The sequence below is a fragment of the Sporomusa sp. KB1 genome, from assembly GCF_007830295.1.
GTDB lineage: Bacteria > Bacillota > Negativicutes > Sporomusales > Sporomusaceae > Sporomusa.
The window spans coordinates 3,437,884-3,462,021 of sequence record NZ_VLKC01000002.1 but is presented as its reverse complement, the minus strand read 5'-3'; the positions used below and the strand labels follow the sequence as shown (position 1 = coordinate 3,462,021).

The 24,138-nt window shown below is 38.8% G+C and carries 25 protein-coding genes and 1 tRNA gene; 11 read left to right on the top strand and 15 right to left on the bottom strand.

The genetic code is table 11. The annotated features are described in order from the left end of the window. Nucleotides 1–28: 28 nt before the first annotated feature. Nucleotides 29–1,195 (bottom strand): hypothetical protein, encoded by a 1,167-nt coding sequence (locus tag SALPA_RS31610; RefSeq protein ID WP_255451274.1) that lies wholly within the window; start codon nucleotides 1,193–1,195, stop codon nucleotides 29–31. 426 nt (nucleotides 1,196–1,621) lie between these two features. Continuing rightward, entirely contained in the window at nucleotides 1,622–1,783 is a 162-nt protein-coding gene (locus tag SALPA_RS19725) for a hypothetical protein (protein WP_222428066.1), read from the bottom strand. A gap of 143 nt (nucleotides 1,784–1,926) precedes the next feature. Here SALPA_RS19725 and SALPA_RS19720 point away from each other — a divergent pair, with 143 nt between their 5' ends. Genes SALPA_RS19720 through SALPA_RS19715 form a run of 3 tightly spaced genes read left to right on the top strand, consistent with a single transcriptional unit; the run spans nucleotide 1,927 to nucleotide 3,190 of the window. Then, the gene (locus tag SALPA_RS19720) at nucleotides 1,927–2,295 is read left to right on the top strand and encodes a hypothetical protein (protein WP_145097895.1); all 369 of its coding nucleotides are present in this window, start codon (nucleotides 1,927–1,929) and stop codon (nucleotides 2,293–2,295) included. Nucleotides 2,296–2,336: 41 nt separating this feature from the next. Further along, nucleotides 2,337–2,522 carry a hypothetical protein gene (locus tag SALPA_RS31605; protein WP_255451273.1) on the top strand — a complete coding sequence of 62 codons (186 nt, stop codon included), beginning with the start codon at nucleotides 2,337–2,339 and terminating at the stop codon, nucleotides 2,520–2,522. Further along, nucleotides 2,471–3,190 carry a site-specific integrase gene (locus SALPA_RS19715; RefSeq protein WP_255451272.1) on the top strand — a complete coding sequence of 240 codons (720 nt, stop codon included), beginning with the start codon at nucleotides 2,471–2,473 and terminating at the stop codon, nucleotides 3,188–3,190. Before SALPA_RS31605 ends, SALPA_RS19715 begins: the two co-directional genes overlap by 52 nt. 577 nt (nucleotides 3,191–3,767) lie before the next feature. Here SALPA_RS19715 and SALPA_RS19710 read toward each other — a convergent pair. After that, on the bottom strand, nucleotides 3,768–4,349 hold the full coding sequence (locus SALPA_RS19710; protein WP_145097892.1) for a hypothetical protein: 582 nt from the start codon (nucleotides 4,347–4,349) through the stop codon (nucleotides 3,768–3,770). Beyond that, a complete protein-coding gene (locus SALPA_RS19705) occupies nucleotides 4,337–4,564 on the bottom strand; it encodes a hypothetical protein (protein WP_145097889.1) in 228 nt (75 codons plus the stop codon). The genes SALPA_RS19710 and SALPA_RS19705 overlap by 13 nt, the downstream gene beginning before the upstream one ends. A 288-nt stretch (nucleotides 4,565–4,852) precedes the next feature. Between SALPA_RS19705 and SALPA_RS19700 the strand changes: the two genes are divergently transcribed. From SALPA_RS19700 to istB, 3 genes are all read left to right on the top strand, one after another. Beyond that, nucleotides 4,853–5,203 (top strand): hypothetical protein, encoded by a 351-nt coding sequence (locus SALPA_RS19700; RefSeq protein WP_145097886.1) that lies wholly within the window; start codon nucleotides 4,853–4,855, stop codon nucleotides 5,201–5,203. Between the two features lie 402 nt (nucleotides 5,204–5,605). Then, entirely contained in the window at nucleotides 5,606–7,093 is a 1,488-nt protein-coding gene (gene istA, locus SALPA_RS19695; RefSeq protein ID WP_222428065.1) for an IS21 family transposase, read from the top strand. A gap of 2 nt (nucleotides 7,094–7,095) precedes the next feature. After that, nucleotides 7,096–7,890 carry an IS21-like element helper ATPase IstB gene (gene istB / locus SALPA_RS19690; protein ID WP_145097879.1) on the top strand — a complete coding sequence of 265 codons (795 nt, stop codon included), beginning with the start codon at nucleotides 7,096–7,098 and terminating at the stop codon, nucleotides 7,888–7,890. Nucleotides 7,891–8,171: 281 nt separating this feature from the next. Here istB and SALPA_RS29155 read toward each other — a convergent pair. From SALPA_RS29155 to SALPA_RS19670, 5 genes are all read right to left on the bottom strand, one after another. Then, a tRNA-Arg gene (locus SALPA_RS29155) sits at nucleotides 8,172–8,241 on the bottom strand. A 450-nt stretch (nucleotides 8,242–8,691) separates the two neighbouring features. Next, nucleotides 8,692–10,152, bottom strand: a complete 1,461-nt coding sequence (locus SALPA_RS19685; RefSeq protein WP_145097876.1) for a hypothetical protein — start codon at nucleotides 10,150–10,152, stop codon at nucleotides 8,692–8,694. 238 nt (nucleotides 10,153–10,390) lie between these two features. Beyond that, nucleotides 10,391–11,500, bottom strand: a complete 1,110-nt coding sequence (locus SALPA_RS19680) for a DUF6236 family protein (protein ID WP_145097874.1) — start codon at nucleotides 11,498–11,500, stop codon at nucleotides 10,391–10,393. A gap of 384 nt (nucleotides 11,501–11,884) precedes the next feature. Beyond that, nucleotides 11,885–14,335, bottom strand: coding sequence for a S8 family peptidase (locus tag SALPA_RS19675; RefSeq protein WP_222428064.1), 2,451 nt, complete (start codon nucleotides 14,333–14,335; stop codon nucleotides 11,885–11,887). After that, entirely contained in the window at nucleotides 14,328–15,311 is a 984-nt protein-coding gene (locus tag SALPA_RS19670; RefSeq protein WP_145097871.1) for an AAA family ATPase, read from the bottom strand. Before SALPA_RS19670 ends, SALPA_RS19675 begins: the two co-directional genes overlap by 8 nt. A gap of 311 nt (nucleotides 15,312–15,622) precedes the next feature. Here SALPA_RS19670 and SALPA_RS19665 point away from each other — a divergent pair, with 311 nt between their 5' ends. Then, nucleotides 15,623–16,327: a hypothetical protein gene (locus SALPA_RS19665; protein WP_145097868.1), complete on the top strand. Its 705-nt coding sequence runs from the start codon at nucleotides 15,623–15,625 to the stop codon at nucleotides 16,325–16,327. Between the two features lie 164 nt (nucleotides 16,328–16,491). On the opposite strand, the gene SALPA_RS19660 is transcribed toward SALPA_RS19665, so the two are convergent. The 6 genes from SALPA_RS19660 to SALPA_RS19635 form a co-directional block, all read right to left on the bottom strand. Further along, entirely contained in the window at nucleotides 16,492–16,677 is a 186-nt protein-coding gene (locus tag SALPA_RS19660; RefSeq protein ID WP_145097865.1) for a hypothetical protein, read from the bottom strand. A gap of 3 nt (nucleotides 16,678–16,680) precedes the next feature. After that, nucleotides 16,681–16,875 (bottom strand): hypothetical protein, encoded by a 195-nt coding sequence (locus SALPA_RS19655; protein ID WP_145097863.1) that lies wholly within the window; start codon nucleotides 16,873–16,875, stop codon nucleotides 16,681–16,683. 7 nt (nucleotides 16,876–16,882) lie between these two features. Beyond that, nucleotides 16,883–17,158, bottom strand: coding sequence for a hypothetical protein (locus SALPA_RS19650; protein WP_145097860.1), 276 nt, complete (start codon nucleotides 17,156–17,158; stop codon nucleotides 16,883–16,885). 2 nt (nucleotides 17,159–17,160) lie between these two features. Continuing rightward, nucleotides 17,161–17,541: an ImmA/IrrE family metallo-endopeptidase gene (locus SALPA_RS19645; protein WP_186451147.1), complete on the bottom strand. Its 381-nt coding sequence runs from the start codon at nucleotides 17,539–17,541 to the stop codon at nucleotides 17,161–17,163. Between the two features lie 124 nt (nucleotides 17,542–17,665). Then, nucleotides 17,666–18,466, bottom strand: coding sequence for an ORF6N domain-containing protein (locus SALPA_RS19640; RefSeq protein ID WP_145097855.1), 801 nt, complete (start codon nucleotides 18,464–18,466; stop codon nucleotides 17,666–17,668). Nucleotides 18,467–18,494: 28 nt separating this feature from the next. Beyond that, nucleotides 18,495–18,923: an HIRAN domain-containing protein gene (locus tag SALPA_RS19635; RefSeq protein ID WP_145097852.1), complete on the bottom strand. Its 429-nt coding sequence runs from the start codon at nucleotides 18,921–18,923 to the stop codon at nucleotides 18,495–18,497. Between the two features lie 155 nt (nucleotides 18,924–19,078). Here SALPA_RS19635 and SALPA_RS19630 point away from each other — a divergent pair, with 155 nt between their 5' ends. The 4 genes from SALPA_RS19630 (at nucleotide 19,079) to SALPA_RS19615 (ending at nucleotide 23,913) form a co-directional block, all read left to right on the top strand. After that, entirely contained in the window at nucleotides 19,079–19,291 is a 213-nt protein-coding gene (locus SALPA_RS19630) for a helix-turn-helix transcriptional regulator (protein WP_145097849.1), read from the top strand. A gap of 108 nt (nucleotides 19,292–19,399) precedes the next feature. Then, nucleotides 19,400–19,615 carry a hypothetical protein gene (locus SALPA_RS19625; RefSeq protein ID WP_145097846.1) on the top strand — a complete coding sequence of 72 codons (216 nt, stop codon included), beginning with the start codon at nucleotides 19,400–19,402 and terminating at the stop codon, nucleotides 19,613–19,615. 46 nt (nucleotides 19,616–19,661) lie between these two features. Next, nucleotides 19,662–20,600 carry a HEPN domain-containing protein gene (locus SALPA_RS19620; RefSeq protein WP_145097843.1) on the top strand — a complete coding sequence of 313 codons (939 nt, stop codon included), beginning with the start codon at nucleotides 19,662–19,664 and terminating at the stop codon, nucleotides 20,598–20,600. 298 nt (nucleotides 20,601–20,898) lie between these two features. After that, nucleotides 20,899–23,913, top strand: a complete 3,015-nt coding sequence (locus tag SALPA_RS19615; RefSeq protein WP_145097841.1) for a tetratricopeptide repeat protein — start codon at nucleotides 20,899–20,901, stop codon at nucleotides 23,911–23,913. The last annotated feature ends 225 nt before the right edge of the window (nucleotides 23,914–24,138 follow it).

Sequence of the window (24,138 nt, the reverse complement as noted above, 5' to 3'; positions counted from 1 at the left end):
CGTTCCTACGAGTCCCCATAACACAAGATTATACCTTAACAATTATCAAACAAGTTGCATCATTACATTTATCCTGTATCACCGCTACGATTTCTACACTTTGTTCTATGGCGCTAATCGTTTTAGTAGTGTAAGGATATTCCACTTCAATTGCAACATACTTGACAGAAAACAACTTGAGGCTTTGAATCAACTTATTAAATTCTAGATTACATTGAGACCCCGGAGGATTAACTATGATAGCCATTTCTGCCGCAAACCTTTTTTCAGCTTTAGGCCATTTTAAGCCTTCATTTAACTTATCCGGAAGCGTAACATCAATAAAAACCGGCGAGATGTTGGTTATTTTTCTCCTGATTTGAAAATAAAGAGAATCTATATACTGAGCATCTGCATTAAAAACAGTAACTGAATTTCCATATTTATTCAACGATAATGAAATATCAGCAGCATTACCGTCAATTACAAGAACACGATCTATATTTGCTGTTTTAATAAAGGCAATAAGTCCGTCAAGTACGGCGGTAGAAGTTACATGATTATACGGCAAAATCTTAATGTTATGCTCATATATTTTAATCCAGTCGTAAAGCAGTGTAACTGCGTTAGAAATATCGCCTGCCATACCATAATTGATAATAGTTGAGCGTGCTAAGGCGTATTTTTCCTTCTGCGCTTCAGTTAGACATTCGTATATATCTTTTTTATAAAAAATACCTTGATCAATACAAATAATCGAATGTATGAATGAATCAATAAACTCTTCAATCATCCAATGCGTGGTTTTATAGGAAATAATTGAGCCAAAATCTATCCAAAAAAATCTGCCTTTATGAAATGCTATATTAAAACGATGTCCGTCCTTTAATCCTAAGCCGATTTCATCCAGTTTCACTACTAAATCCAGCACTGTATAAGCGGCATCGCAGTGCATCAATAACGTCCACTCAAACGGATAAATATAAGGTTTTACCAATTCATGTTCAAATATCAGCTGATATGGTTCTAATGTAAAATCGTCTGCAATTATAGTTGGAATTATGAAGTTTCCCAGCAATCCATTCACTTTGCATTTATTATAAATCTGTGCATATTCTTCCTCGTAACCTGCATTTATACCACGATACACTTTGTCATTACACAAGATAATATTTCCGACAGGATCAACACTGTTTAATATCTCAATTTCGCTCATGTCAAATCCCCTTATTATATGTTATGTCCTGCTGACTGTAAAATGTCTTCAAGCACGCCTATAGAAACATTGCCTTCCAAGCGCCTTTTACACTTTTCATATAGCTCAACTTTATCACTTTTTCTTTTTCCGAACTAATATATAATATACTAACTAAATAAAAATTGTTCCGCCGGGAAAAATAAAAACCCGTGAAGATTTTCCGCAGCAGAGTAGTATCGAAAACGCCAGACAAGGGGACTGCGGTATTGTCCTGGTCATTATTTTTGTCATTTCAAAACACTTCCACCGTCCCTTTGCCTATTTCTATTAGCTGCGATATAATTGATGTGCTCTGCCGTATATTTTTTGTTCATGAAGCGTTACTCCAGCAACATCGGGGGGATTGTTACCCTTTGGCAACCGTTTCAGTTGCAACCTTCGCCTTCAAGACCAAATTCCCGTTCGCGATGATCTGCTGAGCGACGTCCGTAACAGCCTCGCCCGGTTAATCTCTTTGGCGAGTTTGTCGCCGCTCAGTTCCTCATTGCCGAGCCTTTCGAGCTGCATGAACAGGTGATTGTTTAGATCGGACAGTTTATTTTGCATTTTCGTATTCTCCTGTTATTTGAGTTAATTTCTGTAAATTAGCCTATATCGCCAACTTATTAAACAAAATTTAAAAATTAATTGTTAAGATAAAGTCGTACCAAACAAAGGTACTCAATAATTATTTGAAAGAGGCGATTTCCATGTTTCTAAAAAATAAGGCAATGCTATCGCTTACATTAGGATTGGTAATGGCATATGGTGCCGGCACTATGTCCGTTTTTGCTGCTCAGAATGATCAAATTCCAGAAAGACCACCGATTGTTCAAAATCAGGCTCAAGACCATCAACCCATTGATGGAGAAAAATGCAAGAATCCTAACCATCAAAAAGACCCCAACTGCAAGAAAAATCATCCGCACGGCGAAAAATGCAACTTAGACGACAAGAAACCACTTCCTCCTAAAGACGACACTAATAAAAAGCCTGTCTCTCCTCAAAAGCACGATGAGAAGAAACCAGTAAACCATGAAACTGCAAATCCACAAGATATTCCTAATCCAAATAAATAACCTTTTTAGCAGAGAGGTGGTTTTAAGCCACTTCTCTGTTTTTGTGTTATGCAAAACCTAAAATAAGACAGCGTACATATGAAGGCTATACATCTCAAATTTATCATACAGAGCCCTTATGGAATATGCCTATTCAAAAAATTACCCCTAATCACTTGCAGAATCGTATAACGACATGCAAGAAGAAGGTTTTTCTGGAGAAACTAGAAAAAAGGTTCACCAAATGATTCGAAACGCGCTGCGAAGGGCAGTAATCAATAAGTATCTCCAAAGTAATCCTGCCGACCTTGTTGATACTCCTAAAGTAGTGCGCGAAGAGATACATGTTCTCACTTCTACTGAAATCGAATTATTGTTATCCCATGCAAAAAAAGATCGTTTTTATCCATTGCTACTATTAGCGGTTACTACCGGTATTCGATTAGGAGAATTACTTGAAATAAGATGTCAAGATATTGATTTAAACAACAACGAAATATTTATTCGCCAAACACTTCAGGTATCAAATAAAAAGGGTATCATTTTTGAGCCACCAAAAAACCAAAGCAGTGTACGAAAAATTAGTATCCCCCCGCAAACGGTTGCCGCTCTAAAAGATTATAAGAAAAAATGGGCCGAAAGCCGTTTGCTCCATCCCGGTGATGATGACCTTGCTTTTGTAACAAATAACCACAATCCAATATCCCCACAGAACTTTTTAAAGCGTTTCTGGAATAAACTACAGTTACATATTGAGTTTTCATTGAACAACTTCATTGCCAAACCAATGAGCGTAAAGAAATCATATGAAGTAATATTGGAAGAGTGCCGTCAAAAAAAAAGGTTGGAAACGGTTTCCCTGCAAGAATTTCCACACATTAAGACATACGTTTGCTACTACCTTGCTGGCCGATAATGTTCCCATTACGTGTATCCCAAGCACTTGACCATGCAAGAGTTTCAACTACACTTGATATTTATAGTCATGAAATTCCGGAAAACAGCAGGCTTATTTCTGAAAAAATAGCATATGCCCTATTAAAATAAAAAAAGGCTGTCCGTAACGAGGCCACTGAAAAAGTCCCTTTAATGCTTAAAAAGGTATAGTCCCTCAAGAAAACTGAGGAGGCTGTCCCTTTTTTCCTGTATAACAGGTGTCAATGGGACGGGGTTACTGACACTTTGTTTTATTTTTACAATAAAAAGAGCACCTACATGGGCGAAAAACCCGCGTAGATGCTACATTTCTCTGGCACGCCTGGTAAGAATTGAACCTACGGCCAACCGCTTAGAAATTGGATTTGGTCTGTATAATCCGTTTTTTCTAATCCTACAAACCCTTATAAATCAAGGATTTCAGGAATACCTTTGATTAGGCAGTCTATCATTTCTATCAAATTTTACGAGGTTTTGGTCCCCTACTAAAATTTTTCTCAGCCAGACTACTTATGTTGAGTCTATGCTGAGTCAAAAATGTCGAACAACAAAGTTCGTTATCTTTCATTAAAAGCCTGTCTGTACTTTTCAGCCAGTGCCTTAACTTTATTGAATACAGCTAAACATACTTCTTCTTCCGCTCGCTTTAAGCAGTAGTCCCAATCGATATCATCATAGTGAGCAGCCATCATATATTGAGACCATTCTTCTGGATCACCCCAATACTTAACGGCTAACAAACGATCTATGATAATGTCTTCAATGGAAATCATATATACAATTTCCCCAGACTCTAGTTCAACCGGTAACACCTTATCCCACGAGCCACCCAGCGGGCTCCGCGGAAAGTCTACGATAATCGCTGGATCTTGTTCAAATACCCATGCACTATCACATTTTTTAAATCCTAATGCAGGCATTATTTCATTTGCATAAGCATCACCCGGTATGACCATGTCAATATCCTGAGTAAGATAACTGGATAATGTATAAAATTCTACAGCCAATCCGCCTACTACGACCGGGGTAAGTTTATACTGTTTAAATGCTTCGCTAATTATCCCGGCAACCGTCATTTGTTTTTGCAATATCTCCTGAATCGCTTTGCACTTACTAAGACGTTCTCTCAGAATTTCCATGACAACGCATATCCTCTATCAGTTTTCTTTAGCCGTCCGGAACGTTTTGCTTCATTAATTGTATGAATAACGGCATGACACAAAGCAACTTTTTCACTTTCGCTCCGTGGTCGCACACGAATAGTTTTTTCAAGCCGTACGCCATTCAATGTAGCCGTAATAACTTTTTTTCTGTATTTTTCCATTGTATTATTAAAACTTACCGTAGGTTTCATTTTCTCGCAACCTCCTTACTCAACACATGTTATAGTTAGCGTAGCGTTACTCACTAAACTAATCATTTATACATCTATTATTGCTTGGTTATGGAAAATTTAAACAATCGAAGTATTAAACAACAACGCCACATCTTTTATTAAAACTTATTCATATACATATTGTACCATAGAATACACATGCTGCCTAACTGTTATCATCTATGAAATCCGCAAACTTCTATATGTACATTGCTACCCGCCCTCAATAATGCTACAATGAGAATACACGAAAGGACGGTGCTCACCATGGAGGAATTGCTAGAACAGATTATCGCTCGACTTGACCGCATGGAAGAAGGTCAACAACAGACTAATAAACGCTTTGACCGTATAGAGTCCGATCTGACCGACTTAAAGACTACCGTCAGCAATATCGCAGGCCAGCAGCGTGAAAACACCGAGTTTATCAAAGCTCTGCTGCACCGAACTGAAGAATTGAATGCCCAAACTCATAGTATCGGTCATGGTTTGAATGTTTTAACCGGTAAGGCGTCCACTAAAGAGGATGTTGCCGAATTGAACGCTAAGTTTGAAGTTCTTAATTCCCGCCTATTCCAGCAGGAAGCAGCCATACATCAGCTAAAAGCAGTTAAGTAATACTCCGGCCATTGCGCCGGTTATTTTTTTCCTTTGTGGGCGGGATAGTTATTTTTGACTCCTGAATTGTCAGGAGCCAAAGTCTCAACAAATTTGTTATCGTTCAGAACGATAGCTATGAATAGTTTGAATGTTGGCTGTTATAAGCTTGTGGAAACATTTCTACTATCAACCTCACCTGCAAAGGGTATTCCCTCAATAAACCCCTTTGTTATCCGTCAGAAAGATAACACTAGTACCACTACCGATATATACGCACACGTACTGGAATCAGCATGTGAATGATATTCTAGAAGTGAGCCAAAGTGGCTCAAAATGACAATGTCAAAATGAGCCACCCCGACCCCATTAAAATCCTGTATGCTAGAGTTGCTGAGACAAAAGCGACAGGAGGTTTTAGAGGTGATCGAGGTGGATCAATACCAGTTTATCAGACATGCCTACGCAGTTGAAGGGCTTTCGCAAAGAGAAATTGCCAGAAGGCTTGGTATTTCTAGAAATACTGTAAAAAAGTACGTTGAAGGAGAGGTCATGCCATTGACCGTCAAAACCCCTCAGCGTGGTTTTCCAGTAATCGGGCCGGTCAAAGATATCATTAATGGCTATCTTGAAGAAGACCGGCAAAATAATCTGCCCAAGCAGCGACACACCGCCAAACGAATTTATGATCGTTTATGCAAAGAACATGGTTTTACCGGTGGATACTCCACCATTCGTCAATTCGTCCATCAGCTAAAGCAGACAACAAAGGTACATATCCCCCTTGAATTTGATCCAGGCGAAGCAGCCCAGGTAGATTGGGGAACGGCTATCGCGTATATAAAAGGCCAACGTACCGTAGTCCAACTCTTTTGCATGCGCCTCTGTCATAGTGCGGCCATTTTTGTAGCAGCCTTCCCAACTCAACGTTATGAGTCTTTTCTCATGGGCCATCGGAAGGCATTCGAATTTTTCGGCGGCGTGCCCCGACGTCTAATCTATGACAACGTAAAGACTGCAGTAAAGGAAGGCTGGGGCAGACACGTTACCCAGGAGCAATTGCCCTTTCAATATCTCAAAGCTCATTATGCCTTTGCCAGCACGTTCTGCAATCCAGGACAGGGTAATGAAAAAGGTCTGGTGGAGAATCTGGTAGGATTCTCCCGGCGTAATGTCCTCGTTCCAATTCCCCACGTAGATTCATGGGAAGAACTGCAAAGTTGTTTGGATCAATACAGCAAGGATTACTTGACTCACAAAATCCAAAGCCGTCCAGCACTGGTTGGTACTATGCTAGCAGAAGAACAGGCCTGTCTCACGTCTCTGCCGCACAGTAGCTTCGAATGTGCCATTACAAAACCAGCTAAAGTGAGAGATGGATCTTTGATACAGTTCGATCATAACGAGTACTCTGTACCGGTGCACCTCATTGGTCAGGAAGTCACTGTTAAAGGATATCCTCTAAATGTGGAGGTTTGGTACAAATCAGCAAAGATTGTGACTCATCAACGCTCTTACAAAAGAGGTGCTGTTTCCTATAAGTTAGCTCATTATTTGCCGGTGCTTGAGAAAAAACCACGCGCTGTCACCAATGCAGCACCAGTACGCCACGCCGGACTTCCGTCAGAGATTATGGATTTCAAGCATCGCCTGACGGGGAAAAACGCCGACAGAGATTTCGTTACTATTCTAAAATTCACTGTCCAGTACGGCCAAGAAGCGGTCTTGGGTGCTGTTCGTAAAGCCCAATTAGCCAATCATTACTCCGTTGAGGCTGTCCGATTTCACCTTCTACAGGCAATACATAGGCAGGTACAGTCACCAGAGCCTATTCTTACTGATCCGCGCCTCCCCAAAATCATGCCAGTGAACTTAAAGCAATATGACACACTCATGAAGGGGAGGAATTAAACATGGATAGCCATGCGGGAATGATTACGTTTTATGCTAAGCAGCTAAAGCTGCCTTGTTTCTCTAACTACCAGACGGTGGCTCGGGAAGCGGAGCAAAATGGCTGGGGCTATGCGGATTTTCTGCTCAAAATCATGAAAAATGAAGTGGCGCATCGTCAGGAAAATCAACGCCGCCTAAAAATGCAGCAAGCCAAGTTTCCGATCATTAAAACCCTCGATGAGTTTGACTTCAAAAACGTACCACACATAGACCCTGCTGTTATTTGGCAACTGGCTGATTGTCAATATATCCAGCAAAAAGAAGGCATTGTCTTTTGTGGCAACCCTGGTACTGGGAAAACGCATCTGGCAACTGCCCTCGGTCTAAAAGCCTGTGAAAAAGGACTGCGCGTGCGGTTTTACACTGCTGCGGGGCTAGTGAATGATTTGTTAGAAGCTCAGCAAAATCACACACTTTCTAAGTTGGAACAACAACTCACCAAACTCAATCTATTGATTTTGGATGAACTGTCGTATCTAACCTTCGCGCGTTCCAGCGCCGAGCTGCTATTTCAGATTCTATCCAGTCGTAATGAGCGTGGCAGTGTGATCATCACTACGAACCTGGAGTTTTCACGCTGGACGGAGATCTTCGGTGATCCTATGCTTACTGCTGCTATCGTGGACCGAATGACGCATCGTTCTCATATTGTCGATACCAACGGTCCCTCATACCGCCTCCGCCAGAGGATTGCGGCAACCGGACAGTTTGGAGGTGAGACTCCAGACAACAACAGCGGAGACCAAGAGGTTTAATATTTTTTATCGGGGTGGCTCACTTCTTGAGCATCAAAAGTGGCTCACTTTCTGAATGTCAAATGGCTCACTTTTCTATTGCTTTTCACATCAGCAGAACAAGAAACCGGAAATTTAATGGAAAACTGAATAGCCCGTGCAAGAAAAGCTGCAAATGAAAAAACAGGCAAACGTAAAACCTGTCTTCTGCATTTATATGTAACTATTGTTGTTTGTATAAAATAACTATCCCCCATTTAACATAACAAAAGGCTCCCGAATCCTCGAGAGCCTTAATTCTCTGGCACGCCTGGTAGGAATCGAACCTACGACCAACCGCTTAGAAGGTGGAAACATTGCTTTTGTTTACGTTTTGTTATGTTTGAAAATGCTTGTTTTATACGAGTTTCAAGGTTTTTGATTCTTAGAACATTTGTTCTTTTTTGAGCTCTTTTTCGAAAATAAACGGCAAATAAACGGCAAGTTTACATAGCTGTTATGGTGCTTATTTACTGGGTTTGTGGCATGTCCGAAAGAGTATACTTATTGACAACCAGATCTGTATAAAGTAAATCTGGCTCTCCATGTTCCTGCTTTATCCTTTCGCTCAAATACCGAGCCTTTTCATGACCACGTTGCTTAGCAATCAATTTCACTCATCTTAAATAATACCTACAGGACAAATCGGAGATAAAATTGGACAATCTGCCAAACAAAGGAGAACCCGGCGGAATTTTTATTCGTCGCTACGTGTTAAGTAAGCTATTTATCGTCGTATGCAGAACTACCAAATGGCTTCTTAATCATTTCTGCGTTTCTTTATCAAAATTGCTTCTGAATTACCTTCTCTTCGAATTCTATCCAATCCATATATTCACAATCAGTATTTTCAATTGGAAATTGAAAAAAATAAAAATTTGGTTTTGTAGTTAGTATAATTGATTTAATTCCCTTTACATTATATCGGTTTTTGAAAAGGTGTTCTAAAATATAATCTATATTTTCCTCAATACAAGCTTGACGCCTTAATACTTTTTTTATAGTCTCTTCTCGTTCCACTTTAGATATTTCTGCACTTACATCATTTTCTCTAGTTATCATCATTTGGTAATTTTTGTACTCTACAACATATAATATACTTGTATTCGAGGAATAAAATAATACATCAATGTCTCCAAGTTGTCTCTGTTTTTCCAAAGTATAATCCTCAATTTCTATTCGCGGAACTATCAATTTATCCTTTCTAGTTTCCAAAGGCAACAAATAATTATTTATAAAAAGAAAATCAACAATTTTATATGTCATAAGTTTGTTATAATCCGATAAATTTTTTTGATCAATATTTACTTGATAATAATATTTGAATAGATTCTCATACTGTCCCATTAAAAAAAACTTTTCAAACATTTCTAACGTATCAAATACTATTTTTTTAGATATAAATATATATGATGCATTACGATAAGAAAAAATAAAATCACATTCTATGTCTGATGGATTTTTACTTTTTTTCGCTTCAAATCTTTCTATAAAAACTTGTAGTTCTTTCTGCAGACACTTAAAGGCGTTATTTTCAAGAATAATTAAATCGTCCTTCGGAGAATTTTTATTGGCGATTGAGATTACTCTATTATTATTTAGTGCTTGTTTTATCTTATCAAAGTTCTCCAATTGTACATTTATTCTAGATTTCATTTTCACTTCGTTAATGTTTCGTTTCTGGAGATTCAATAAAATATCCTTTTGTTTAATTTGATATGTGTGCATATCTCCTATCCGATTTGTCACTTTTTCCATACGTGCATAAAATTTTTCATATATTTTTTCTTTTATATTACATTTTGTTTGATTGTAAAATTCTAAATTACAAAAAAAAGTATAACCTAACCCAATAATTTTTCGAACAACATTACTATCTTTACAAAAAAGAACTGTCCTATTTCCTATTTCAGTTGAAACAGCAAACAAAAACAAATAGTTGACAATCTTAAATCTTTCTGTCCAATCGTGAAGATTGTCTTTATACATTAAAATTTTTGCTTTAGAACGAATACAAAATAAAGCTGTCTGAAAAGCTTCTATATTTCTGATTTTAGCCATCTGATTGAAAATATCTGTCTCTAACTTCTTTTGAGTACTTTCATATAAATTTTTCATATTAGAATTATTGTCAACGATATTTTTACATATATTAAATTGTCCTTCATCCCAATAATCGCTTCTACATAAAGTTTCGCTTAAAATATAAATATATTTTTCTATTTCTTCTTTGTCTTTTATCAAAAGTAACGCTTCCTTTTTGTTTTTCTCTCATTATTATTCCGCTATAATCCACTCAGATTAAAAACTGGTTTATTAGCATTAAAAGACTCGTGCCACTCTTTAACGTCATTTTTAATGCTTACATTAGTTATCTACAATGCAACATGGTTCTTGTCTATTAATCTTGCTCTCCAAATAAATCTCATTTTACAGATATAAAGTTAAATTCCCCATGACACTTACCGTGAATACAGGAGTACTAATCATTAATATACTCTTCCATACAATTATAAGCGTGGTGATTCATATCGCCGACACCTCTAAATCGGGTATATTGTTTAAAGCTACGTTCTATTTCAACCAATAATGATGCCGGATTATCTTTCTTCAATTTGTTTAATTCGACCTTTGAGTTTTTTATATTAAATAACCCGCCAATTGCGATACTAGTAGCAGCCAGTGTAACGATTTGCGAAACTGGAATATTAAAAACACTTCCTAATGCAAGCGGAGCAGGAAACCCCATAAAAGAAGCGCCAAACCATTTTTTCGCTTTAATTATATCAGCACTATCTTGATATTCTCGTTTTGCTTTTTCTAGTTCTTTAACTTTGTTTATAATAGAATCATACCTTACTACCGGATCGTCTAAACTCTGTAACTCTTCGTACAATTCCTCAACCTTATTTCGAAAATTTGATATTTCATCTCGCCTTCTGTCTCTAAACGCTACAATTTTTTCTGCCGGAATCTCATGAATGTTTATAGGAGTAATTTCCCCGATAAGAAGGCAGAACAATGCAAAAGGATCGTCTATGTTCTCACTATACCCACCAACGCCACACGGCAATAAGAATTCATCAATATTACCATCTACATTGAAATAGGTCGTTGCTGTCCAAGGTGCCCACGAGTCGGTAATTAAATCTAATTTATTTTTTTTGGCGATTTCTGTAGCAAGAAATAACATGTAATTCGATGCTAAGCCTATCGGTAAATCTATCCATGAATCGGTTTCTTGATATCCCAAGGAGAGGAATAATTTTCGCACTGAAATATCTGTCTTATCCTCATGCACTCTTATAAAATTTTTTTCTTTCTCTTCTTCGTCATCTCCGATTAGTGCTGATGCATTCCAATTTTCTTTTTTTTTAAGAAACAAATGAGCCGTAGCTTTTGCATATCTTATTGGATTAAGCATCTTGCCAATAGATGAATCTTCTAACAAGGATTGTAATTCCTCTGGATCATCTGGAATGATATTATCTGGAACTATTCTATATATGTTTTCATAGTACATTGCCATTGCTTTGAGCCAACTAGGATTTTGGAAAGTCATATGCGGATAATAAAGTGCATTTTTTAACATTTCACATATCTCCAATCTTTCTGTCTGCAACCCATAAATTTCTTTTTCTGTAAATGAAATAGCAACTCCTGCTTTTCAGTATAAAACGTTAGACTGTCATTTGATTGTCACTGCAAAATGAATTTCACTTATTAAACCAAGAAAAAACATCCGAGATAAAATACTCGGATGTTTTTATTTTTCTATGAGGAATCGAACTCACCCATAACAGGTTAGTGCCACACAGATGGTTTTGAAGTTGGCAAATTGGCGTTTTACTCTATCTTACAGTAGCCGTAACCCCAATAGGTTCAATGGGATTGCCACTTTCATTATTTACTATGTATAATATTTCTATGTGATGTTACGCTATCTAGGTTGCACCCCCATTAATTTACCTCTTGGTTACGAGACTGGTACAATTATAGGTGTAACTATTGGTGTATAAATATCGGTTTCAATATCAGGTGTTTGTAGTGAGACTATTAATGAATATCTGGCTCGTTGCTCATATTTACCTAAATGTGGCCGTAGTTTCCACCAACCTGATACGGGATAAATCCCTATTAAATTACATTCAGCAATTTCCGCCGCGGTGCCTTTCCAAAAGTCGGAATGTATTGAACCGAGATCACTCGTTTGACCAATATTCCAGCGATCGCTACGACTTGAAGTTTCAACTTTTTCACCATCGTCCCTTACTGCAGCATTTAGCCTAACCAAAAATTGATCCTTACTTTCTAAGGGAGAGTTAATATCAAAACGTAATCCATAAGAAGAATAACGATACCTATCTCCCCATCCAATTTCGCCTGGGGCTGGTTCTACAAAATAGGATAGGGTAACTTTCATTGTAATCAATGTTTCCCCAAGTCCTCTGAGCACTTCAGTTGGCCAAGGCAGTTTATAGATATGCATATCCTTCGCACGATAAGTACCTTTAGGTGACTTTTCGAAAGGTTGCATCTCCTCTTGAGCAATTAGCGTCAAGCGGTGCCTCGAACACTCTAAGCATCGATTGACATTTGGCACCCCATAACCAACTATCCGCATAAGTTTTCTATAATCGGCCCGACTTCTTCCATCCAGAAACTGTGCTTCCATTTGGCTTGTCCATTCTGCCGAGTGAACAATTATACCTCTAACTGTTTCAGGCCACATATTAGGATACTCACATTGAATCTGAGCAGCTAGATGTGAAGCTTCTGCTGTAGCAGCACTAGTACCCCAAAATACACTTAAATGTCTCTGATGTGGTTTAAAATATGTAGTTATCAATGAAAGGTCATCGCAACCGGAAGGGAAACCACTTTGATCTCGCACTCCGTTTCCTCCCTCGAAAACAACATCAGGCTTAATCGGCCAACGTTCCTCCCATGTAACAGAAGTAGTACTTGATGGCGATAGCTGATTAGCACTTGCTATAGGTGTTAGAGGCCCATATCGTAAATCTGTGACATTATCCTTTTGGGTATATGCCCCAACAGTTAATGCATTCCAGGATTGGCCCGGGTCCTCAACAGGATACTTAAGGTTTATTCGGGGATAGTCACCCCAATGAGCCTCGGGAATTGTTCCCGCCGAAACAATAAATAACCGTTTATGTTGGTCATGATATCCTGACGTTAATGCATCTATTGCACCTGACCAGGAAGATGGACGTCCCGTAAGAATGCCCTCCGAAGTCGTCACGGCCATACATGATATTCTTCTGCGGGTAGGATTGCTAATCTCAGTTAGACTTGCAGCTTGCTGAGTAATATACCCGTACAAATCCGGATCATTACTTCCTCCTGAAGGGAGGATTTTTACAGACTCAATTCGATGCCTTACCTCAACAGGACTGCTACCTTCAAGGATACATCGTAGATCACCATAAGCAGCTAACCCAGCCATACGAGTCCCATGCCCCCGTTGATCATCTCTCCCCCAATTAGGATTAAACGTATGACAGTCACAATCATCAATCACAGGTGCAAGCAAGGGATGCCCATTATTTACTCCGGTATCCAAAATACATATGGAAACATCACTATCATTAAATTGCAAACGAGATAGTAATTCGTTTACCCAGTCAGACTGTTCGACATTTTCCAATTCCTCAAAAAAGCGCGCAGTATCTCGAGCCTTTCTAAATTCTGCAATATATGAACTTCCCTCAATTAGTTCTACGAGTTGTTGGCGGTTCGCCTTAATAAGCACAACCTGTCTTTCGGGGAAGTGTAAAATTTCGTTCTTATTAACTAAAATACCAAAAACCTCAGCCATAACAAAAATAGATTCCGTAATTTCCAGCGAATTACCCTGTAGCCAAGCTTCACACCAAATTGGATCATCAGTCGGAATAGATTCTGGTAGGTCGAGCCAGAATGATTCCAGTATTGCATATCGAATATCGTCTAATGGAGCAAATAAGTTCTCGTGATATGGCTCCCCCTTTTTTGGGGTATTTTCTTTTTCGTACTTAGCGATTTTTTTTAAAAATAATTCTTGCTTCCCATCTGGAATATAAACTGTAGCAGTGGTGACCTCTTGGCCTGGCTCACCTTCATATTGAACATTGAGTAACCTAATACCCGATCTAATCTGCTCCAAACTAGTTACAGGTAGTTTATTCCCTGGAGCACCCCGAAACTGCAAATAAACGCCTTGCCTAGTTGGTAACGAGACTGCTTTTCTTTGAGTCATTATTACTGAAGCTTGATTCCACGCCTCTGTTAACCGGCGCCTTAAGAATGCTGCATGGTCTACCCTATTTCTCCTTGGAAGTTGTATTTCCTCTGACCCACCGCCAGGAGCTCGGAATTTTATAGTTTCTTGTTGATCTTGCAAAAAAATGTGTGTTTTCTTAGCCACGATCAATCCCCCAGACACGATCGTAAGCATTTTTCTTCTCCTGGACAGAATGAATCAGAAAATCCGGAGATATGCTTATTTTATCTTGCAATACTGCATCTTTCAAAGCATCATCACAAGCTTGAACTATTTCCGCATGGCTTAAGCCCTTCGCCTCTATAATGAGGTTTTGTGGCAAGCCAGAAGCAGGAATAAAGGAGCTAACTCTATTCTTAATGAGGTGCTCGATATCCGTATCAGTAGGGCGTTCATATTGTAATACATCATCAAAACGACGAAACAATGCTTGATCCAACATACGAACGTTGTTAGTGGCAGCAATAATAATACTTGATGAGTTGTCCTGCTCTATAAACATCAAAAATGAATTTAAGACACGTCGCATTTCACCAACGTCATTATCATATGCTCGGTCTGCACCTATAGTATCGAATTCATCAAATAAATAAACGCCCATGTTATCCTGAATCGTATCAAAAATTTGACGAAGTCTAGCACTTGTTTCACCCATAAACTTTGTAAGTAATTTATCCATCATTACAACCATTAAAGGTAAGTGGAGTTCACCAGCAAGTACAGAAGCTGTAAGGGTTTTTCCTGTCCCAGGTGGGCCAGTTATAAGGATTTTTCGTCTATTTTTCAGTCCAAACTTCCTTAATTTCTCTTGTTGCTTAAATTCAGTTAATATTCTCTTAAGCCTATTTTTAACCGGATCAGGAACAATTAAATCAGTTAACCGGTTTTCCGAATTGTTACAAACTATCAAGTCACTTATTTCTCGCTTAAACTGTATTACGGAGACATTAGGACTTGTTGGTTTTGATTTTTGTACTATATCCCTAATTTGCTCAGCTAGTGTATCATGCCCTTGTCTGGCTTCATGGGCGGCAACCTGTAGAGCAGTTGTTGCAAATCGGTCAGAGCTGTTTTCAAAATGTGCCTTTATTAGTGCCTTTATTTGCTCACCCGTTGCCATAGTGGCGCACCTCATCTCTCCTCTGCTTTATTATATGTCTTCTCTAAAATTTAAAATATGGTATTTAAAATTATATCAGAACCCCTAAAATAATGAGACTCCTAATTATTGTACGCATTCGGCAAAATGAAATTTATTCCTCTTTATTTTTGCCATTAACAGTAATCTAATTACATAGTAAAATATAGTAAGCAGGATATATTCATGTAATCGAAAAATTTTTACTATGTAATTAGGTATGCTCTGCAATTATTTAGCAGAAGAAACCAAAGAGCAGTAATGAAAGGCGTGATATATAGGTGATCTACGAGTTGGCTGAGCAAGAAAACCAGATTGTACAAGAATTTATAGATAATAACCAAGCCCTCATCCGAAATACAGAGGAAATAATCGGCCTACTAGAAAATATAGCAGAAATTCACAATAGAAAGGCCATGCCTTTCTATTTGCTTAACGCACAAGTGCACAGTAGTCTTTCCCTGTGCTTACTTTCAACTTTAAGAGATCATCAAGTCCAAGCTCAGTTAATGTTGAGGTTTTCGCTTGAAGCGGCTTGTTTGGCTGCTTACAGTCTACACCACACCCAAATTGAAAATTTCATAGTTACTGATAGCATAGGGGCTAAACCCGTACCAGAGATTAAACATAAGGTGTACAAATGGCTAAAACAGAGCTATCAAGCGGAGTCCGAACACCTTCATAGAGTAAAAAAACAAATCAATGAATATTACGCACACGGAAATTTATTTGCCTCGCTACTAACAATAGATAAACAGACACATGTTAATAACTACTTTGATCGTGCTGATGAGTTAATAAAGCAATCACATATCTGGGAACTGGGAAATATTGCTTGTTTAGTCTTCAGTCTAATTTACAAAACACTACAAAATAGTCCAATAGCAAAAAGTCGGAAAGATTCCTTTGAGCAATTTGAACCTTTATTAGCTGAAAATCAAAGATACCGTAATGAATTCCTTAAGAACGAGCGTTTGGCCAAGTGGCTTCTCAAATAAAAAAAGAGACAGGTAGCGACCTGTCACCATGGTAAACAAGTTATATGTTAACCAGACATTCCTCCAAAACCTTAACCGCCGTATCCTTCATATCCGGCAGTATATAACTTCATAACTATTGTCGAATGCCTAGTTTCTCCCTGTACGACCTTTTGATTAACCCCCTACAGCAGCATCTTATCCACCGGTACGATCACCGCCGCCGCAAGCCTCTCAATCTGCCCCGCAATCGCCGCAGCTTTCCTTGCATGCATCCCATGCCGCTTACCAGCCACAACTTCTATTAATATCGTCTTAAGACAAAGCAACTCCGCCCAGACAAATCTTTCATCCACTTTTAACTTAGGCACCGGTTATTCCTCCCTACCCAATTCAATATCTCTGTGAGCAACGCCCTCAAATTCCTGGCCTACAGCATTTAGAATATCCTTAACATCAACCACGTTATCAATCTGCCAGCGCCGATGGCCGCTTTCGTCTGGCACCATCTGGGCTATCGCCTTTAACTTGCATGCGCTAATTAATGTGATATCTTCTCCCCATCTCATATTCTACCTAAGCACCAAGAGGAAACTTTTTCTCAGCCATATAGGGAATCGCCTGGTTATAGGCGCTGTAATGCCGCGCTAAAACATTCCGGCCCTCTGGCTTAATAATCACATCATCTGCAAAAGGCTTTCGTTCTATATACCCGTCAGCCATCTCGTTAATAGCGCAGTTCTGACAAACAAATACTAGCGCTGTTGGCGTACCGGTAATGACCGGCGGCCACGGCCAGGTTACATGTAGACGGTGCCCGCATACGGGGCAGGTTTGATTTGATAAATACATGCTTACTGCCCCCCATCAATATTCATTTGGTGATTTACCCCGGTACTCCGATTCAACACTTTTATTAACCTTGCGGCAAACCGGTCTGCCTGCTGCTCTATGCTGTCATAGTAATTATCCCGCTTGTGATACAGAGCGTAATTGACTTTAGCTGCATGTAGCTGACAATGGCCTAGCTCATGCGATAATACATAGATTGCCGCAGTAAGAGAGAGTCTGCTGCTGAGCCCAATTCTCTTTATTCCATCAAAATTAACACACAAGCCAAAAATGTTTTCGCCAAGATCGAAATCTGAATAAATCTTAATGCCGCGTTTATGGGCTAACTCAAATAACCTATGTAAAATTCCTGAATCATCATTTTTAGGCACATTAATATTCATATTTAATCCCCCTATCATTTGACTCTAATCCCGCCGCCTGATAGAATGAATTTGACGGCGGGGTTTCTCCTGATTCCTTGCTTGTCCCTGGCTGCTGAGTGGTGCAAACACTTAGCGGCCTTTTCTATTGCTTGACTGGTACTTGCGATTCCTTTAGAACGTATTGCCCATACCTCACAATATCGACTGCTCCCGCCTCCTTTAGTTTTATAAGTAGTTTCTGTGCTGCATTCCTTCCCCGACCGGTTATAATTGCTACTTGCTTTGGTGTTAGCGGCCCCCCGGCGTTGCTTAGTGCCTCTAATACAGCTAACCGCTCAGGGCTTAACTTGTTCTCGCCCCGGGATCTGCCTTTATATCTAGGCTCTATTTGCCTGGCATTCGGCGCAGAAGTCAGCAGGTGCCTGAAGTCTTGAAGATCATCCCCCGTTTGGCGCTCAGTTTTTGCAATCGCAGCTATTAAGACTTGATGCTCATCCAGGCCCATAGCTTCGGCAAAGGCTTTACCTGTGAGTATATTCTCTTTAAGTATGTCGGCTGTGGTGCCTGGTGGCGATAGTTGCTTTTCCTCGGCCTGGCCTTTGGCCCGGAAGTAGCTTTTGACTAGCATTCGCTGCACCTGCCAGGCGAGATCATCAATGAAGGACTTAGCCAGAATGAGATAGCCTGATTCGGTGATAAGGATTAATTCCTTCGCGTTACTGCCGACGAAATTCGTCGCCTGTTTCAATCTACTCAATTCATCTCCGGCGACTCTGAAAAAATCTTCCCCACAAACAAAGTAGTGGTGATGCTCTCGAAAGTTCCGGCCAGCCGTTCCCTCCGGCCTTTGGTGTACAGCATCGATGTCCCGGAAGGTCACTACCCGCTGCCCCTGATATTCCTTTGCCTCCAGCATGTTACCGCTTACCAATTGTAAATTCATCTCTCACACTCCGTTCTTACCAGGCGAGCTATGCCGCCCTCAATGCATAGCTTATATTTAGTCCGTATTTGCGATCACCTCCGCCCGTAATATTCTCTAATGTGGCTGCCAGCTGCCCGCCTAACTTATCGATCACCCGGGCCAAAAGGTTGGCGCCTTCTTTCGGCAAATATCCAGCCTTGTATTCCCCTTTACCGGCCACCGCAACAACCACGGCCACTGCGTTGGAATCCACCGGGTTATTGCTCTCATGCACCAGGTACACCCTGACCATATCCCGGCCATATTGCGCCAGGCGCTTAAGCGCTTCCTGACGGCTGCCGATAGTCACGCCGACAGCTTTGGCAAAGAATTTGTTTTGCCGGGCCATACGCCAGGCTTTTTGAAAGGCGTGTGGGCGGGATATGCCTCGCTTTACTAGGGTATTGCCAAGAGTGGTTACTATGGATTTTAACATTGTAGTTACCCCCCTTGTTAAAACTTTATAGTTACATTATAAATTATTTAATTTCATTTGTAAATATTTTATTTAATTATTTCGCTACATTTTTAATTAATTATTGATATTTGTAATTAAATAGTTTAAAATTTAATAAGGGAGGTTTTGCTAAAATGTCTATGTCTGAAAAAATCCGAATCATTCTCATAAAGCGTAAAATGACAGTAAGTGCATTAGCCGAAAAACTTAATACGTCATCACAAAATCTTAGCGGTAAGCTAACACGAGATAATTTTAGTCAAAAGGAACTAGCTGCCATTGCTACCGCTCTTGATTGCACCTTCGAAGCAGCCTTTGTTTTGAATGATACTGGTGAAAAAATCTGAATCTTCAACTGCCTGTTAGGAGATTTACTAGAATACATAGCAACTCAAGAGGAAAAATCTTCAACATAATGTAAAACTCCGTACTAACAAAATAGCGGGGGTGGTATTGTGGAACGTGTTGAACCGGTACAACCTATAAGAAAAATCATGCCCGTTCGTAAAGCAATGCCGGATTACTTTGATTTTGAAACACAGTACCTACCAAGACAAAAAAGGCAGTTTAGAGCCAAAAAATCCAAAAAAAATAACTCCAAGCTGAAACCAGATAAGCAGCAACATGCTATCTTGGATGGCGTTGGAGATCATGTTGATTATAAGGTTTAGTAACAGCTTTAAATGACAAGTCTATTTAATATCGGTGAGTGATTTTATGTCTAAAGAATCAAAGTACACCCTTAATCTAATTGCTTTGCTTCCAGAATCCTGGAGAAATACTACATTATTCTTATCAACTTATAAAATTTTGCGGGTTAATCCAAGCGAAGTCCCGAATGGAGTAAAATCAGTAAACTTTGGCTATGTTCAAGCCATATTTATTTTTGGTAAACTAGCTTACTTTTGGGAGAATCAAAACATTTATCAGAATAACAATGCTGAAATTAAAATCGAAGTTGACTTGGATAATAAGAGCACAAGTGAAGGTTGGCATTTAGTACTATTAACTCCTTGCCCAACTCAAGAGGGGCAGGATATTAATACAGCAAAAGATAAACTAGACACCATTGCTGGACTCTTTATTGCTTTTAATGGTCAAAACATACTGTACGAACATGAATTTGACCAAATTATCGTTCCCTCCCGGGAACAAACTTCCTTTTCTGGGAGAGTATTTCGGAATCCAATGTGTCTGCCAAAAACTAAGTTAGATACTGATTCATTGAATGTTATGTCAAAAGTGAGTAGAATTATATTCATGTTACCAGTACCTGACCAGAACAGAATTTTTTTATCATTAAGATGGCTCAAACTTGCTACATATGATGAAGGAATAAACAGTTTTTTGAAATTTTGGATTGCATTAGAAACATTGGCTATGCCTGATACAAATATCAAACCCCTTAACGAAAGGCTAGCACGGATATACGAAATGCCCTTATCAAAAGTTTATGATACTTTTCAACTAGGAAGGATTTTTGGCCTAAGGTCCCATATTGTACATAATGGCCTACTGGCTTGTCCTTCCGGAAATTTGCTAGACTATATGCAATGCATTTATTTTGATATACTTTTTGATATTTTAAATCTTCCAAGTGAGTTCCGTGCAGCAACATATCTAAAAAATAATCAACTCTACTTCCCGACATTTTAATTTCATCCTGGCAAATCTGTCAGGATTTTTCTTTTTCTTAACTTGGAAAATGTCGGAATTTACAAAGAGGTCTTGTATTTTGAATGGGATATATAGGTCTTGTGCTCCTGTAGAGAATATCCCCGTGTTTTCTAAATATTTATTATAGGTAAACATAAAAACAAGATTGCTGGATGTGCAGTGGATTGTAATAAATACAAAAAAAGTCAATATTCTACTAAAGTTTACCAAAGTGGAGGAAAATCGCAATTAGTCTAGAAAATACAATATATATTTGCTGATCGTGGGGGTGAACAATATGGCAAAGGTACGGGTTGCTTTAGCACAGATTGATTTTTTCCCAGCATATTTGACAGTGAGTGCTAACTGGCTCCAAGAACCTTCGGGTGATTATAAGGACGGATTTAATCAGATAAGGTCAATAAACGATTCGATACAGAAATTTTGTACAAACATAGAAAAAGAGTATCTTGAAATTATTACTGAAAAAATCAAGGCTTGCTTAGAATTAGCGGCTGGGGGCAAAGCGGATATTATTATTTTCCCAGAGTATTCTATACCCCCTTATTTGCTACCACAACTAGACGAATTTGCAAAATCCAATAATATCATTATAATTGCAGGAACGCATGTCGTTAATGCAAATGCGGAGAATAGTTATACAGAAAGCCATATCGCAGTCTCTCTTTCTGGTACCGAATCTGATATACGGAAAGCAGTCTGTCCAATTATAACTCCTGGTCAGAATTATATTATTAAAAAGCAATATCGCTCTAAATGGGAAACTGATATAGTAACTGAGAGTCAAGAGCGGAAAAGTATTGAAGTTGAGGTAAACGGAAAGCGGTTCAATATCTTGGTAATGATATGTATTGAAGCTATTCGATTAACTGCAAATTATACAGATAACTTGTTGCTAGTCGTGCCAGCATGGTCACCATCGACTGCACCTTTTGAAGATATCTGTTCGAGTAAACTTTTAAATGAACTTCCAAGTGTATTTGCTAACACCGCAAAAATCGGCGATTCTAAGATTTTCGCTCAGTTCGTTGGGGATAACCTAGGAATGACCGACGAAAAGTTCACTAAGCCCATTAACAAGGATTGTGAAGCTATTGTAATCGCTGATATAGACTTAGAACTGCAATTTCAAAAAAAACAGTCTGCCGTGGAACATCTGCCCGCCCAACTGGTTAGTTATATTCCTATTTTATATTTGGATAGCGCTGCGCTAACTAAGGTGCAACTTGAGTGTGATAAAATTAGTGCCGGAAACTACAATAATTTACCTGTTATTCAAAACAAAATTTGGAAAGCAAAAATGAATTACCTTTCTCAAGCTATGTCTAATGGAGGACTACGCCAGGAAGATGTCGCTCAAATATTGTCTTATTTGCCACTAGGGACGAATTTGAACTTAGATTCCTTTAGATTTAATAATCTACAACAGGCTTTTGCTAAGATTTCAAGTCTAATGCCTAATTTATCCCCAGATCATCTAGCTAAAGTCCCTGATATTCTAAAGAACCTTTCTATGAATCTCTCGAAATATACTAAGCATCAGGAACAGTCTAATGAGGATAGTAAGCCTTTTTTTGATCGAGAAGACCTTATTCCGACGGTAAACAATTTTTTTAATAGCAAAGATGAACGAGTAGTCTTTATTAAAGGTATTAGAGGTATTGGTAAAACCGCATTTTTATCCCAGATTTTTAAGAAGGTTCTACCCGAAGCAAGGTGGACAAAGTGTGAAATACGTCTAACCCCAGGAACGGGAATAGTACGGTTCCTTAGCCAATTAGTACATGTACTACGTGCTGACATAAAAACAGAAGAAATAGAACAAATATATAACAATAACAAAGATTATACGCCTATCATCGATAAGCTAATGGCTGCATTTAATACGTATAGTGATGCATGTCTCGTAATATATGATTGGCAGTATGTATTGAATCAAAGTGGACACTTCATTCATAATGGATTTAGAGAATTTTTTGATTGTCTTTGTAGTTCTTCGGGTTACCAGGGAAATAAAATTATTCTAGTAGGTACAAGATCTTTTGCACTTGAATATAAAGCTAATCCTATACGACTGTTTCCAATGTCGGACGAATATATTAAAGCAATACTTGACTTTCATATAAGATCTATTCGTGGGGGGAATTACAGCTTTGATAGTACGGATTTAGTTCCAAATTTACATGGACATCCTATGGCGGCAATTCTAGCCGCACAGCAAGTTGAAAAAATCTCACTTCAGGAGATAATTTCCAATCCGGAAATTTATAACCGTTTTAGGGAATTGCTAGTTGAATATTTATTAGAAGGCATAGAAATTCCTGAAGATCAATTAAGTCTAGCTAAATTTTTATCGGTTCTGAACGTTCCAGCAACACTAAGCTTAATAACAAACCTTTGGGGAACAGAAGCTTATAATACTTTATCTAGTCTAATTGATAGATTTATTGTAGGGATTAATGATCAAGATGAGTATTGGTTGCACCCACTACTAAAAAAACATTTCTATCGAATGCTTACAAAAGAAGAACGCTTAATATTACACGATAAGGTAGCTCAATACTATGAAGGACTATGCCTAGCGAATAACAGTCCGGAAAATATAGGCGAAACAGTATCTCATTTTAGCGCATCACTCAACTTGAATAAGGCGCTCCAATTCAAAAGTTCCTATGCAAGCGAACTTCGGCCTATGGCCTTGGAGCTTTATAAGAGGGGAGATTATAGCGAAGCAATAAAATATTATATTGTGCTGTCTAAAATGCAGGACGACGTTGATGTTGAGTATAGATTAGCAGTATCTTATGTTCGGGTTGGAGACATACGCCTGGCCCATAAACATTTCAATAAGGCTCTCGAAATCGACCCGAAAGCATGGTGGGTATACTCTGGTTTTGCATATGCCCTTGTAACACACTCAAGGACATATAGGAACGAGGCGGAGAGTCTGGCGCTAAAATCAGAAGAAATTGCTGAAGAACAAAGAATTAGCAAGCTGGAGAAAGCACGTATTAAAACTGTTTTTGGGAAGGTGAGAGAAAAAGACGGAGATATTCAGGGAGCAGAAAACTTTTATCTTGAATCTATTAAAGATAATCCAGGACATATGTCGGGGTATATGCTAATAATTAAGCTGTACCGAAATAAGGGGCGTTTGGAAGAAGCAATGATTCAAGTTCAAAAAGGACTTGCCTCTAATCCAAAACATCCTTTGCTACTAAAAATACAAAAAGAGATTAAACTAGGGATTGAAGAAACGGATGAAGATATGGGGTTTGTTGAGGAAAGCTGAATTTTGTAGTTAGTGGTAAACTTACATAGGGTAATTCATAGGAGGGGACTAACCCTCCTACTCTATATGATATAAAACGCAGTTAGATGTAAGTATATTTGACGTTATAGATGGCTGTAAGGACTCTCTTTTTATTGGCTAGGGCTGAAAACAAATTCTTTTTTAAGCACAAAGTTTTTCAAACACTGGTCACTGCAGCTTCCTCCGCCCGACAGCATACTTATT

Coding starts and splice junctions, on each gene's coding strand:
- SALPA_RS19725 (WP_222428066.1), bottom strand. CDS start 1,783: ATGCAAAATAAACTGTCCGATCTAAACAATCACCTGTTCATGCAGCTC.
- SALPA_RS19650 (WP_145097860.1), bottom strand. CDS start 17,158: ATGTATTTATCAAATCAAACCTGCCCCGTATGCGGGCACCGTCTACAT.
- SALPA_RS19670 (WP_145097871.1), bottom strand. CDS start 15,311: ATGGCAACGGGTGAGCAAATAAAGGCACTAATAAAGGCACATTTTGAA.
- SALPA_RS19705 (WP_145097889.1), bottom strand. CDS start 4,564: ATGAAACCTACGGTAAGTTTTAATAATACAATGGAAAAATACAGAAAA.
- SALPA_RS19680 (WP_145097874.1), bottom strand. CDS start 11,500: ATGTTAAAAAATGCACTTTATTATCCGCATATGACTTTCCAAAATCCT.
- SALPA_RS19630 (WP_145097849.1), top strand. CDS start 19,079: ATGTCTATGTCTGAAAAAATCCGAATCATTCTCATAAAGCGTAAAATG.
- SALPA_RS19655 (WP_145097863.1), bottom strand. CDS start 16,875: ATGAGATGGGGAGAAGATATCACATTAATTAGCGCATGCAAGTTAAAG.
- SALPA_RS19710 (WP_145097892.1), bottom strand. CDS start 4,349: ATGGAAATTCTGAGAGAACGTCTTAGTAAGTGCAAAGCGATTCAGGAG.
- SALPA_RS19640 (WP_145097855.1), bottom strand. CDS start 18,466: ATGAATTTACAATTGGTAAGCGGTAACATGCTGGAGGCAAAGGAATAT.
- SALPA_RS19645 (WP_186451147.1), bottom strand. CDS start 17,541: ATGAATATTAATGTGCCTAAAAATGATGATTCAGGAATTTTACATAGG.
- SALPA_RS19615 (WP_145097841.1), top strand. CDS start 20,899: ATGGCAAAGGTACGGGTTGCTTTAGCACAGATTGATTTTTTCCCAGCA.
- SALPA_RS19715 (WP_255451272.1), top strand. CDS start 2,471: ATGCAAGAAGAAGGTTTTTCTGGAGAAACTAGAAAAAAGGTTCACCAA.
- SALPA_RS19720 (WP_145097895.1), top strand. CDS start 1,927: ATGTTTCTAAAAAATAAGGCAATGCTATCGCTTACATTAGGATTGGTA.
- SALPA_RS19635 (WP_145097852.1), bottom strand. CDS start 18,923: ATGTTAAAATCCATAGTAACCACTCTTGGCAATACCCTAGTAAAGCGA.
- istB (WP_145097879.1), top strand. CDS start 7,096: ATGGATAGCCATGCGGGAATGATTACGTTTTATGCTAAGCAGCTAAAG.
- SALPA_RS31610 (WP_255451274.1), bottom strand. CDS start 1,195: ATGAGCGAAATTGAGATATTAAACAGTGTTGATCCTGTCGGAAATATT.
- SALPA_RS19620 (WP_145097843.1), top strand. CDS start 19,662: ATGTCTAAAGAATCAAAGTACACCCTTAATCTAATTGCTTTGCTTCCA.
- SALPA_RS19700 (WP_145097886.1), top strand. CDS start 4,853: ATGGAGGAATTGCTAGAACAGATTATCGCTCGACTTGACCGCATGGAA.